Origin of the sequence: Wolbachia endosymbiont (group B) of Schoenobius gigantella, assembly GCF_964031005.1 — a bacterium.
Taxonomy (GTDB): domain Bacteria; phylum Pseudomonadota; class Alphaproteobacteria; order Rickettsiales; family Anaplasmataceae; genus Wolbachia; species Wolbachia pipientis.
The window spans coordinates 1,427,595-1,439,898 of the sequence record NZ_OZ035002.1 but is presented as its reverse complement, the minus strand read 5'-3'; the positions used below and the strand labels follow the sequence as shown (position 1 = coordinate 1,439,898).

Annotated in this window: 12 protein-coding genes and 3 pseudogenes; 5 read left to right on the top strand and 10 right to left on the bottom strand. The window is 36.1% G+C overall.

Translation table 11 applies throughout. The features are described 5' to 3' along the window. Positions 1-737 precede the first annotated feature (737 nt). The 3 genes from ACQH2O_RS06775 to ACQH2O_RS06765 are packed head-to-tail and all read left to right on the top strand — an operon-like array spanning position 738 to position 2,501. On the top strand, positions 738-1,097 hold the full coding sequence (locus ACQH2O_RS06775; RefSeq protein ID WP_010082412.1) for a ferredoxin family 2Fe-2S iron-sulfur cluster binding protein: 360 nt from the start codon (positions 738-740) through the stop codon (positions 1,095-1,097). 2 nt (positions 1,098-1,099) lie between these two features. After that, positions 1,100-2,140, top strand: coding sequence for a hypothetical protein (locus ACQH2O_RS06770; protein ID WP_010962877.1), 1,041 nt, complete (start codon positions 1,100-1,102; stop codon positions 2,138-2,140). Then, complete coding sequence (locus ACQH2O_RS06765) at positions 2,124-2,501, top strand: cytochrome c-type biogenesis protein (protein ID WP_010962876.1); 378 nt, start codon at positions 2,124-2,126, stop codon at positions 2,499-2,501. Before ACQH2O_RS06770 ends, ACQH2O_RS06765 begins: the two co-directional genes overlap by 17 nt. Before the next feature lie 344 nt (positions 2,502-2,845). On the opposite strand, the gene ACQH2O_RS06760 is transcribed toward ACQH2O_RS06765, so the two are convergent. The 5 genes and pseudogenes from ACQH2O_RS06760 to ACQH2O_RS06740 form a co-directional block, all read right to left on the bottom strand. Beyond that, positions 2,846-3,064: a transposase gene (locus ACQH2O_RS06760; RefSeq protein ID WP_182321042.1), complete on the bottom strand. Its 219-nt coding sequence runs from the start codon at positions 3,062-3,064 to the stop codon at positions 2,846-2,848. 41 nt (positions 3,065-3,105) lie between these two features. Further along, a complete protein-coding gene (locus tag ACQH2O_RS06755) occupies positions 3,106-3,258 on the bottom strand; it encodes a transposase (RefSeq protein WP_369408987.1) in 153 nt (50 codons plus the stop codon). Continuing rightward, positions 3,235-3,416, bottom strand: a pseudogene (locus tag ACQH2O_RS06750) (transposase); the annotation flags it as partial. The gene ACQH2O_RS06755 and the pseudogene ACQH2O_RS06750, both read right to left, overlap by 24 nt. Continuing rightward, positions 3,376-3,648 carry a hypothetical protein gene (locus ACQH2O_RS06745; RefSeq protein WP_022626362.1) on the bottom strand — a complete coding sequence of 91 codons (273 nt, stop codon included), beginning with the start codon at positions 3,646-3,648 and terminating at the stop codon, positions 3,376-3,378. The pseudogene ACQH2O_RS06750 and the gene ACQH2O_RS06745, both read right to left, overlap by 41 nt. A 96-nt stretch (positions 3,649-3,744) precedes the next feature. After that, positions 3,745-3,918 (bottom strand): hypothetical protein, encoded by a 174-nt coding sequence (locus tag ACQH2O_RS06740; protein ID WP_010082315.1) that lies wholly within the window; start codon positions 3,916-3,918, stop codon positions 3,745-3,747. Positions 3,919-4,051: 133 nt separating this feature from the next. Between ACQH2O_RS06740 and ACQH2O_RS06735 the strand changes: the two are divergent. Then, a pseudogene (locus ACQH2O_RS06735) lies at positions 4,052-4,324 on the top strand (transposase); the annotation flags it as partial. A gap of 394 nt (positions 4,325-4,718) precedes the next feature. Then, positions 4,719-6,626, top strand: coding sequence for an excinuclease ABC subunit UvrB (gene uvrB, locus ACQH2O_RS06730; protein ID WP_070356920.1), 1,908 nt, complete (start codon positions 4,719-4,721; stop codon positions 6,624-6,626). 201 nt (positions 6,627-6,827) lie between these two features. On the opposite strand, the gene ACQH2O_RS06725 is transcribed toward uvrB, so the two are convergent. The 5 genes and pseudogenes from ACQH2O_RS06725 to ACQH2O_RS06705 all read right to left on the bottom strand — a co-directional run. Beyond that, positions 6,828-7,844: a hypothetical protein gene (locus ACQH2O_RS06725; RefSeq protein WP_425385166.1), complete on the bottom strand. Its 1,017-nt coding sequence runs from the start codon at positions 7,842-7,844 to the stop codon at positions 6,828-6,830. After that, the gene (locus tag ACQH2O_RS06720; RefSeq protein WP_425385165.1) at positions 7,804-9,288 is read right to left on the bottom strand and encodes a hypothetical protein; all 1,485 of its coding nucleotides are present in this window, start codon (positions 9,286-9,288) and stop codon (positions 7,804-7,806) included. Before ACQH2O_RS06720 ends, ACQH2O_RS06725 begins: the two co-directional genes overlap by 41 nt. Before the next feature lie 33 nt (positions 9,289-9,321). Further along, entirely contained in the window at positions 9,322-9,516 is a 195-nt protein-coding gene (locus ACQH2O_RS06715) for a hypothetical protein (RefSeq protein WP_010962871.1), read from the bottom strand. A gap of 233 nt (positions 9,517-9,749) precedes the next feature. Further along, positions 9,750-11,177, bottom strand: coding sequence for a hypothetical protein (locus tag ACQH2O_RS06710; RefSeq protein ID WP_425385164.1), 1,428 nt, complete (start codon positions 11,175-11,177; stop codon positions 9,750-9,752). A 382-nt stretch (positions 11,178-11,559) separates the two neighbouring features. Further along, positions 11,560-12,292, bottom strand: a pseudogene (locus ACQH2O_RS06705) (hypothetical protein); the annotation flags it as partial. Positions 12,293-12,304: the final 12 nt, after the last annotated feature.

Sequence of the window (12,304 nt, the reverse complement as noted above, 5' to 3'; positions counted from 1 at the left end):
AGATTTTTATCTAAATAAGCTGAACGCGCTTATAAAGCGTTACAAGACATCAAAAAATGCCAATACTCGACAGAGATAGTAAAAGACTAGCTAACTCGGGGATTCTTTGTCTTTTTTTCTGCTTAGTAAATTTCTTAAACATTTGCAGCGTAGGTTAGTTGCAATTAAAAGCAACTGAATTTCGCTTGTCAAGCGTTTAAAACATAAAAAACGCTAATATTTTAAAGCAGATAATAACCACGGGGCTTCTTTTGCCTTTTTTTTCGCTTAGTAAATTTCTTAACGTTTGTAGCTAAACAACAACCTTCATCCCGCTACTTGTTAGCGGGATCTCTTGTTAGCGGCTGAGATACCGCGAATGAATCGCGGTATGACGGTTCGTGGCGGTATAGCAGTTCGTCATCCCGCTACGTGTTAGCGGGATCTAGAGATACCGCGGCGGTATGACGTAGAGCTCGCGTTAGCTATACTTTTATGCTTACTAACTTAATAAAATTCCTGGATCCCAGTGTCTGGGCACTGGGATGACAATAAGAAGGCACTAGGATGACAAGAAGAGGCACTGCCGTCTTGGATGGAAACCAGTGTCAGCTACTTGCATAACACCCTTTTTTCTGGAAACCAGTGTCGGCTACTTGGATAACAAAAAATAGGCACTGGAATTGTAAAGAGTTTGCAAATATTAGTTATTACCTGTAGGATATAGAGAAATTAGTAAGGATTTTAATAGGAATAATATGCCATCTGTTACTTTTATTTTACCTGATGGGAGTAAGAAAAGCTATGAAGCTGCAGAGGGAGAAACTCTGCTCAATTTAGCCCACAGAAGTGATCCAGATCTGCTTGAAGGTGCATGTGAAGGTTCTCTTGCTTGCTCTACATGCCATGTAATTGTTGATCCAAAGTTTTATAATGCTGTAGAAATACATAACCCTATATCTGATGAGGAAAATGATATGTTAGACCTAGCTTTCGGCTTAACAGAGACATCAAGACTTGGGTGCCAAATAAAAATCACAAAAGATATCGACGGCTTGTGTGTAACCATACCAAGGGGTACAAGAAATATATCATTGGATAAACAGGGGAGTGATTAGCTATGCGTAAGATTTTTATCTATATTATCATCTCTTTACTTTTGTTTATTCCTGTAGCGTATAGTGGTTTTTGGTATTTTTCTGCATGTAAGGTAAAAAATCTTTTAGCTGAAACAATACTATACATTAACGACGAAAAATTTGATATTTCACATGATTTTAGTGGATTTCCTTCTAACCTAATTTTTCGTGTGACAAACCCAAAATTTTCCAATGAGCAATTAACCATCTCATCTGATGCTTTATTGATAAAAAATAGATTGTTTGATAAATCAGTATATATCTACATACCAAGCAATGAAGTCAATATTGCTGTTCATGGTGATGAGAAAAAGAATATAAAATGCCACACAAACGATAGCAGCCACTTTGTTGTTAGACTAAACGATTTACCATCTTCATTGCGATTCAACAAAAATAGTACCGTGATAGACTATATAGATACACTTCGTTACGAAGATTATGGATTAAAATGTGATGTTTTAGAAAATCAGCAAAGTGTTATAACTGAAGTGAATGATAAAAGCAATTATATTCAATTTCACCTCGATAAAGAACTGAGTGGAAATGCTAAGCTAGGATTTGATTTGTATACTTATCGGTATAAAAATACTGCAAGTCCTGAAAGTTACCTTAGTATCGACATTAAATTTGATTATGAATTTGTAAACGACATCTCGGCTTCCAGAATTAATTTCAATATAGAGAAATTTTTGATTCAAAGTAATAATTTTTCTTTTGCTGCAGATGGTGGGGTAAACAATTACAACTTAGTTACATATTCATTTAAAGACAAAATCAACGTGGCTATATCAAATTATAAAGAATTAATCTCGTTTATGATTGGTGACTCAAAAACTTCAGATGCGTTCGAAAAATTAGTACCTTCCTTATCAGAAAAAACAACTGATAATGGCATTCAATTTTCAATAAAGTACGATGATGATGTAGGGTCAAGCTTTATTGGAAAGTTATCCATCACTGATTTTATGAACCAACTCAGTAAAATAATCCAATTAACCAAGAATGAGAATAGTAATTAGCTTACTTTTCATATTGATATTCCACTCAGGCGTAAACGCTTTTACTCTGGATAATAAACTCAGAGATAAAAGCATGGAAAAACGAGCAACCAGTTTATTTGAAATAATAAGGTGTCCAATATGTTCTGGCGAATCATTGTCTGAATCTGGATCTCAGATCGCGTATGATATGCGAGAAGCAATTCGTAAAAAAATCAATGATGGATACACTGATGAAGAGATAATCTCAGAGTTAAAAAATTCTTACGGCAATTCAATTATAATCGTACCACCTAGCACTTACATTTTGTGGTTTATTCCACTTACAACTCTGCTTATTGGGTGTTTTTTAATACAAAGATACATCAATACAACCACTTAAACCTTTTATATATAGCTAAAGTGACTTAGGTTCTCTAATTGCACATAAGTCAACAATAATTTTCACACAAATCAAAACAGCATATCTTCTCCATAATCCTTGGTAATTTTACATAAGTGAAAAGTAGCATATGGTTCTCTCCGCGGTCTGAGATGACAATAAATTTGTCAAGCCGCATTATACTTGTTAGGCGGAAGTGGACGGCAACATGTTTACCACGAAGTCTAACTAAGTTCTTGCTTGTCCCTTCCATCGGCATTGCTATCTTTATTTTCAATAAAATTATTGTCCTATGCTCTTTTGATGTTTATTGATAATAAAATTCTGTTTTATCAACCAACATCCTATGCATAATTACAGCTAATTTTCTTGCTACTGCTACAATTGCTTTTTTCATTCCTTTTTTCTTCGCAACCCCAGTTTTTTAATTTAAATGTCCTCTTGGTAACTGTAAGCATTGTTTGTGCAGCTTCATATAACATACTTCTACATTCCGCTGGTCCCATCTTTGATATGCTGCCATGCCGATCAACTTTTCCAGAAGAATATTGCCTTGGTGTCAACCCTATATACCCCAGTTGCGGATTAGCCAACGAAGTAAAGCTTAGAAATGCAGCGGCTGCATGGAATATGAAACAAGCGTAGAAAAAATGTGTACCAAAAAATTTATCGGTGATCTGTGGCGAGTATGCTCAATCTCAAATTTGTTTTTCAGAGAGCCAAAAACTGTCTCAATAATCGATCTTTTTCTTAACAAAATCTTCTCATTTAGCACCATTAATGAGTTTTTCATACCCTTTTTATACTGGTTACAAGCTTTAACCCTCTATCGAATAATTCGTGAAAAAGATCTTTTTTGATATATCCTTTATCTCTAAACAATAATCCAGTCAATTTCTGAGTTAAATTTGGCACAGGTATCAACGTTGCCTTTTGTCACCGTAACCCCTTGAATTTCGCCAGTTTCGTTGATTACTAGATGTACCGAAAAACCACCCATAAGTAGTCTTTCCAATCTTTGCCAACCCTTTGAAAACTTTGTTTCTCGAGGTCCTTTTTGGATGGCAAACAGCGATAGATTATGTACGAAATCCCTGTCACTTTTGACTGTTCGCAAAACCATTGCATTAAGAGCGCTAAATACCATAAAACCTGCGATTTTAGCCTGATAAACCTACTATAGGATGGCAATTTTGGAAACGCTGATTCGTATAATAATTTCAAATAATGCACATAGAAAATTTTAAAATTGTCGCACTTGATATAGCAATATTATGGTAAAAATCTCTGAATGCGTAATCTCTGGCGTCCTGGTTGGTTTTTTGCCACTTGGTAGAAGTTTTTCTGCAAAATTTTCATCGACTGTATTGCAAAAATCATCGACTATACAAAAGATTTCTGTTACTTTCTCTTTCATTGGTAACCTCCTATTTTAGGAATGAATATCAAATACCTCGGAGTTTACCCTATTTCCTTACCTTTTCTATTTTTTCTAATTTACAACTGGGGTTAGCAGTGCTGTGAGAATGGTTGAAAGCGCAAAAGAAAACCTCTCGGAAGTTAAAAATATACTGGTCGATGCAGGTTATACAGGAGAAAATTTTGCAACTCAAATAAAAACGATTATTGGAGCAACTGTAGAAGTAATAAAACGAAGTGAATTACATTCCTTTGCTGTATTGCCACAAAGATGGGTTGTAGAGCGATCTTTCGCTTGGTTAGAAAAATGCAGACGATTGTGGAAAAATTGCGAGCGAAAACTTAACACTAGCCTACAAATGGTCGTTCTTTCCTTCATTTCTCTTCTATTGAGAAGATTTTAAACAGGTTCTAAATCTTTATTTTAAAAATGTCATATTGACCACCGGTACCTGAAAATACTATTCCAATTGATCAGAGCTATCCATTTCCTTAATTTTTGTAACGTTGTCATAGGAGTACTATAATTTAGTATCAACTATGTTTTATTGTTTTTGCATCTAAAAAAATTTAGCTTATTCAAGCAGCATTTTGCCTTTTTTTGGATGTAGGGATTTTTTAGGAATTGTCTTCTTGAATTCTATGGTATTTTGTTTAACATTGAAACAAGATTCCAGTGTCAGCTACTTGCATGACATTGTTGGTTAATGTTTTATGGCTTTACGATAGCTATACAACTTATCTTAAAAGCAATATAGTGTTCACTATGCAATGAATCAAAGATAGTAAGTAAAGTCTATGAAATTTCAAATCACTACACATTTTCAACCTGCTGGAGATCAACCGCAGGCAATCGATAGTTTAATTGCGGGGCTAAATAGCAATAAAAGAGACCAAGTTTTGCTTGGAGTTACTGGTTCTGGGAAAACTTTTACTATGGCAAATGTTATTGCAAGGACAAACAGGCCTGCATTAATTATGGCACACAATAAAACTTTAGCAGCACAGCTTTATGAGGAAATGAAAGGATTGTTTCCCCATAATGCTGTTGAATACTTCATTTCTTATTATGATTATTATCAACCTGAAGCCTATTTACCACAAACTGATACTTATATCGAAAAAGATTCTGCAATTAACGAAAGAATTGAGATGCTGCGTTATTCCACCGTCTGCTCCCTTTTGGAGCGCAGGGATACGATCGTAGTTGCCAGTGTTTCCTGCATATACGGTCTTGGTTCGCCTGAGAGCTACCGCAGCATGATCATACCGCTTAGTGTTGGAAATAAAATTCGTATTAATGATTTCCTGAGCAACTTAACTGATCTTCAATACAAGCGCTCTGATGCCAGGTTTGAGAGAGGATATTTCAGAGTGCGCGGCGATATTGTTGATATATTTCCTTCCCATTATGAAAATAAAGCTTGGCGTTTATCGTTATTTGGCGATGAAATAGAAGAAATTTCTGAAGTTGATGCTATAACGGGCAATGTTACCAAAGGCGTAAATAAAATCACCATTTTTCCAAATAGCTATTACATAACCCCGCGTGAGGCTTTGTTGCAGGCAATTGAACTAGTCAAAAAAGAGCTGCATGAACGCTTGGATTATTACTACTCGCAAAACAAGATTGTTGAAGCAAAGCGCCTCGAGCAACGCACTAATTTTGATATCGAAATGATGAGAACAACAGGAATATGTAAAGGTATTGAAAATTATTCGCGTTATCTCTATGGAATGGAAGCTGGGGATCCACCACCTACTTTGTTTGAATATTTACCTAAAGACGTAATTTTATTTGTTGATGAGAGTCATGTCACCGTTCCTCAGGTTGGTGCGATGTACAGTGGTAATGAGGCGCGTAAAAAGAAATTGATTGACTATGGCTTCAGGCTCCCTTCCGCTTTTGATAATCGTCCATTAAAATTTGAAGAGTGGGAGGGAGTTAGGCCGCAGACTGTTTACATTTCAGCCACTCCCGGAAAGTATGAGTTGGCAAAGACCAGTAATGTATTTATAGAGCAAGTTATCCGTCCAACAGGGCTTACGGACCCAATCTGCATTGTAAAACCAATAGAGAGTCAAATTGATGATGTAATTCATGAGGCACAAGTGACAATAGGGAAGGGATTTTGTGTTTTAATCACTACATTGACGAAAAAAATGGCTGAAAATTTAGCTGAATATATGAGTGAAATGAATATGAGAGTGAGTTATTTGCATTCTGATATTGCTGCGCTGGAGAGAATAGAAATTATATACAAATTGAGATCTAAAGAAATCGATGTTTTAGTAGGTGTTAACTTGCTGAGGGAAGGTCTTGATATTCCAGAGTGTGGGTTGGTTGCAATTTTGGATGCTGATAAAGAAGGATTTTTGCGATCGGAAACTTCATTAATTCAAACGATTGGTCGTGCTGCGCGTAATGCTGAAGGTAGAGTAATTTTGTATGCAGATAAAATCACTGGTTCTCTGGACCGTGCATTAAGAGAGACCGAAAGAAGAAGAAAAAAACAAGAAGAACATAATATATTGCACAATATTGTCCCAAAGACTATAATAAAACCTATATCAAACACCTTACAGGAGAGGGCAATAGCAGAACCGAAAGTAAATACTAATAAGGATGATTTGAGAAAGCAAATGATAGAGCATGCTGAAAATTTAGAATTTGAAGAAGCAGCAAGAATAAAAAAATTATTGTAAGGTTAAATAACACATGATGTAATGTGCATAGTATAAAAATGTAAATAATTTTATTGATATCTTTATATTAATACTTTTTAAACATTTAGTACCGCGCAATATCTGCAATGGATGAGAAAAACTAACACCAGTGCCTTTAGGGTCAGGGACTTTGCCCTAACCCTAATAAAACGCTTAGGTGGCTGAGAGCGGTGGATTAGATCAATTGCTTCTAAATTTTTTTATGGGAGAGTGCTGCTCGGCCTTAGTGGCATACAGGTCTGTGGATATTGTCAATTCTTCCATTCCCATACTCAACTCTAGAGTACGTTTTGGCGATCCTCCTCTAGTATTCTCACAATCCATAGACTCATAACCACTTGTTGTTGCCTCAGCTTTAGAGCTTACGTTTTCAGCATCAGTCGCCTCCGCTGAAGAGATACCGCTGTCTTTATTATCTTCGGACTTCATCTTTTCAGCTTTTGACGTACCTTTAGCAGGCCATTGCTCTTTCCTAAACGACTCTACTTCCGAACCATCATAATCACGGTTAATCCAGTATCCACCTTTGTCTTTTGTAATTGAAATATATTCTAATACGCTTTCATCGGGATAACAGGTTTTAATTGCTTTTTTAGGGGATAACCCATGTTCTTGCACCTGAAAATTTACCCATTTGTCCTTTTCAGATTTCACTGCCTTTTCGACGATGTTAATGTCGATATCTTTTATTTCTACTTTTCCCTCATGCTCCCGACTAAAAAGTTCTTTTAAGTTAAGTAAGGCACCACGACTTATATTAGCAACAACTGTTGTTTCTTGGTTTTTCTCACAATTAGAAAGAAATTGAAATTGAAACTCATTGAGATCATAGGCTTCTTCCTTATTGACACGATACTCTTCTTTCGTTTTATCTATTATCTCCTCTAAATACTCTTTTACATCAACACTATCATCAATTAAACTAGCAATCTTCCCATTTTTTACAATAAAGTTAGTATGAGGAGGATCCAAAGCATAATTATTTAAGTTAAACCAATAAAGCAATGCTTTAAACAACTTTTCTTCTTCCTTTTCCTTAGTAACTTGCTGTTTTTTAGGTTCCTCATTAGAAACTTCAGGATTTAAGAATGTTGAATCATCCCATGCTATAGGAGAAGAAATCGATGATGATCTACTCAAAGATAGCTGTGATTGATCACCAGTGGATTGACTTGAATCTATTTCCCCCGGCACCAACTGAAACAGCCCCCCCTTTTCCTTCCTCTCTTTCTGATCCTTGCCTGGGAGGCCTCTCTAACCCTTCACCACGACTTCGCTTGGGAAACTCCTGTGTCGGTGATGACAATTCAGTTAAGCCAGAACTTGGACCACCACTTGAAGAACCAGAATCCTTAAGTTGTGGAGGTGAATCACCAAGACCACTATCTCTGTCTCCTCTAGATTCAAAAAACCTAGCTCCAGTTTGTTCAAGCGGTGTTCTTGGTGGCTCTGCATGTGTAGGAGAATTGAGTGGAGAAGTTACCGTTGAGGAGGATCGACTCGAGCTACGTCTCTTAAAATTCTCAAGATCAACTGCAAATTCAAAACGTCCGTTTATTTGATTATATGCAATTGGAGACCCCATAATTTTAGGAAGTAACTGAGCAATCTGCTTATTAGAGAAAGCATAAACTGGCTCTTTACAATTAGCAAATTGTGGATTTGCAGTTTTGCCTCTAATATCACTTATACAATGAAAACCATTAAATATTCCTCCATTAATCTTTGATGCATCCCTAGAACTTAAAGATTTCAACTGACCATTCTCTTCTATAAAAGGTATAAGAGCAAAACTATGCCCATTCTTTATTTTGTTTTTGTTTGTAAAGTCATCATAATCATACCCGTCAACAAACTTTCCTGTCGCTTTAAGAATTAGTTCACTCAAAACATTTTTACAATTTTCAACTTTAGACTCTACGCTGCCTGGAGTTCTAAAATCAAGCGCTACTCGCCCTTTAACATATTCTGTTACACTCCTGACTACCTTATCACTCACATTTTTAATGTATAACATACCATCTTTATATTCATAAAAGTCTGAACTCTTAAGACCACACGCCTCTAATCTTGAGTTAAATTCACTGATATAAAGACTCTTCAATAGCTCAAAAATCCTCGAATTATACCTTTTTTCGAGGTACTCGTTGCTAAAAGCTATACAGTATAGATAAGGACTACCTATCGCTCCTGTTCCAACAGTTCCATTGACCCATTCATATGCTTGTTCCTTCGTTATTCCTACTAATTCTTGTAGAAGTGCAGCCACTTTAGATCTCACAGCCCCCTCAAACTCATTAGCAAAATGAACCTTCAAGTTACGAATTACTCCATTATCTGTAGAATCTGCAAGCTTTACTTTCACTATGCCATTACCTAAATCCTCTTTATCAGGATTAGCATCTAGAACAAATGGAAAATAGTTTAAGTTATAATATTCACTTGCTACCTCAGTTCCATCACTGTAGTGCTGCTTTATTATCTCCTCTCCTATTCTTCGCAGATATTCTTTTGTATTAGTACCACTAGCAAATAAACCAACAATCTTTTTACCTTCTACAGTAAAATTAGTATTGACCTTATCAATACCATAATTATTTAAGTTAAATGCGTTAACTAGCTCTTTTGTAGAATTACCCATAACTCCCCATACTAAAATTGTGATGAAACAACATTACTTACTTTTACCTTTACTACTGCCAGCACTAGTAGAGCTACTACTCTCCATTTGCGAGCCAGGCTTGCTACTTTCACGTCTCTGTCTTTCACGTGCCTCAAGCATTACCGGATTAGAACCGCTATACTTTTCATACCTGCTGCTTGGAGTAAACCCTTTATCGCTATCTTTTTTATCATTATTACTATACATATTGACCCCTAAGTAAAAATATTATGTAACCAGTATACTAAAAATAAATTGTAGTGCAAGCACTTTTTTTATATTTTTTAGTATAAATTTTATTCGTCATTTTTATACTCCTGGATTCCAGCGTCACGCACTGGAATGACATGGTGAGGCGTCATCCAAGTAGCTGACGCTGGTTTCCATCCAAGAGGGTGTCATCCCAGTGCCCAGACACTGGGATCTAACTACCTTCACGATTATGTCTTTCCTACTGATTGACCTTCTACACATTTCTCAACTTTTACATCATTAGTCAATCCTCTTGGTGATTGAGCATCATTCACAGAACCTTCATTCTCAGCACCATTCCAAACACCTATTTTAAAATTGGCAAGTTCTTTTGCAAGTTCGGTGTAAAGGTTATCCGCTTCTTTCTTATTAACATTACCATTCAGACGGCTTGCTGCATAACTAGCAGACTCGTTTTTCTTCCCATTATCAAGCTTGTTTCCTTGTCCATTAGTGGGTGGCGTGGTTCCTCTTCCATTAACACTAGTATTCGCATCCCTTTCTCGGAAACCAATATTCTTTATTTTATTAAAATTAATTTTTATCCCACTTGCCACAGGCTTCTTGTCTGGAAGTTTCGGTGGACACACCTCTTTCTTCGGTTCAGGCTTCGCTTTTTTCTCTTCATTCACTTTTTCTGGTTTTTGTGAATTTTCATGATATTTTCTTTCAAGCTCAGCAAGACGCAATAGATGTTTCAAAGGATCTGACGCAATTTCAAGTTCTGGTTTGCTCAGAACAACCGGTCTTACAAATCCTGGTGAAATTTCAAAAAGGAAAACTGGCACTTTAGGTTTTTCTCTTTCATCCACTTTCATTTCTACGTTTTCGCAAACTTCTTTAGTTGCTTCTAATGATGTTTTTTCTGCTTTTTTATCTTCTTTTTCTGTAGATGCCTCTACCGCAGCCGCCAACTCAACTCCAAACATCTCTGCGAACATTGTAACAATCCATCCGAAAACGGCCATTTGTAACCTGAGTTTCAGATCTTGCAATGCAGTTAATCTTTCTAACGCCCTTGCAAACTCTTCTTCTGATAACTCACCACTGCCTAATTTTTCCTGCAATTCTTTTATCTCTTTGTCCAACTTCTGATTGAAACTTAAATCGCGTGCAAAAATCTTCTTGATTAACTCCTTAAGCTTATCACGCAAAAACTTCATTATCGCAGCAATCAGGTTTTTTTCTTTCTTCTCCTTGAGCATTTGGTAGATTTTCGGATCATCTACATCTACTTCAAAAAGGTTGAAGAGAGATTCAAAGAAATTCCAGAAATCTCCGAGTACTCTTCCTTTTTCACCAGTGAAGTAATCCTCATCATCACCTTCTCCGATATGTAGCTCTGCTTGAGATGATGTTTCATCGATACAACTAGAAGCCTGACGCTCACACTCGAGCCTCCTGAGCAAATCTTGTCTGGTAAGCTCCTCTATGGCTGCTTTTAGTTCATTTAGCTTCTGCTCTGCAGAGAAATCTTGCTCCCTGATTTTTCCTTGGAAGATTGAGCTACCGTTTCCGTTATTATCTGAAAAATTTTCCATTATTTTTGCCTCCTCAATAAAATTACTGCCTTTGTTGTTACCTGAAAAGCTTTCCACCATTTTTACTTCCTTCATAAAACTTAATAATTTAATTCTACAGTACTAAATATTTAAGAACTATTAATGTAAAGATGTCAATAAAATTATTTACATTTTTACACTATATATATATATTATATCATGTGCTATTTAACCTTTCAATAATATTTTTTATTTTTACTGCTTCTTCAAACTCTAGTATGCGCTTTTCTTAAATTATCCTTATTAATATTTGCTTTTGCCTCTATCCCACTTTTTCTTGTAAAGTATTTGATATAGATTTTATTATACTCTTTGGCATAACATTTGCAACATACTTTATCTATAAATGGAAATTATTATACTTGCAGCTAGACACAATTTGAAATAATTTACACTATAAAGTTAAGGAACGAGATCCCAGATACAAGTGTCTGGGCACTGGGATGACAGGAGGGGGGGTTGGAATGACACCAGTATGGTTATTAATTGAATAAATAACCTCCTTATTTTCAGAAATCATTGGCAAACAAATGTGATGCCATATGTTTTTTGGCTTAGATAAGAGGTGCCCAGTTAAGTCTTCCAGGTGGAGCCTATGCATCACAAGCACAATTACTCCTTTTTTTCTATCGTTGAGTCTCGTTACTAAAGTCTGATCGAACCAGTTTGTGGCACGTTTTCTAAATGTTTCACTCAAAGCTTGAGCAGGGTTAAGCGGATGATCATCCACAATAATAGAGTCACCACCTTCACCGGTTAATGTTCCTCCAACTGATGTTGCGATTCTGTATCCTCTCTGCACTGTTTGGAATTTATATTTAGTGTTCTGGTCTTTGGATAGTTCTACCTCTGGAAATAGTTCTTTATACCAATCAGATTGCATTATGCACCTGGTATCAAGCGAATGTTTTTCACTAAGCAACTTAGAATAACTTGCAACTATTATTCTTGCAGTTGCCCAGTATCCATGCGGGCCACGCAACACTCATACATATGGACTTCATTGAACGCGGAGGCATATTGAATATTATGCGCCTTACTTCGCCAGCATTCGCTGCTTCCAGCCTTTCTGCTATGACTTTTATGTACTGATAATCATTATACTCACATCCCGGCACCACTGTTTGAAAGCACAGTTCAATGAATTTTAGAAAATTTATATTATCCATATGTGTATTTTA

Bases quoted from the DNA above. Each gene is read 5' to 3' on its own strand.
- ACQH2O_RS06765 (WP_010962876.1), top strand. From the start codon at position 2,124: ATGAGAATAGTAATTAGCTTACTTTTCATATTGATATTCCACTCAGGC.
- ACQH2O_RS06710 (WP_425385164.1), bottom strand. From the start codon at position 11,177: ATGAAGGAAGTAAAAATGGTGGAAAGCTTTTCAGGTAACAACAAAGGC.
- ACQH2O_RS06740 (WP_010082315.1), bottom strand. From the start codon at position 3,918: ATGAAAGAGAAAGTAACAGAAATCTTTTGTATAGTCGATGATTTTTGC.
- ACQH2O_RS06720 (WP_425385165.1), bottom strand. From the start codon at position 9,288: ATGGGTAATTCTACAAAAGAGCTAGTTAACGCATTTAACTTAAATAAT.
- ACQH2O_RS06775 (WP_010082412.1), top strand. From the start codon at position 738: ATGCCATCTGTTACTTTTATTTTACCTGATGGGAGTAAGAAAAGCTAT.
- uvrB (WP_070356920.1), top strand. From the start codon at position 4,719: ATGAAATTTCAAATCACTACACATTTTCAACCTGCTGGAGATCAACCG.
- ACQH2O_RS06770 (WP_010962877.1), top strand. From the start codon at position 1,100: ATGCGTAAGATTTTTATCTATATTATCATCTCTTTACTTTTGTTTATT.
- ACQH2O_RS06715 (WP_010962871.1), bottom strand. From the start codon at position 9,516: ATGTATAGTAATAATGATAAAAAAGATAGCGATAAAGGGTTTACTCCA.
- ACQH2O_RS06745 (WP_022626362.1), bottom strand. From the start codon at position 3,648: ATGGTATTTAGCGCTCTTAATGCAATGGTTTTGCGAACAGTCAAAAGT.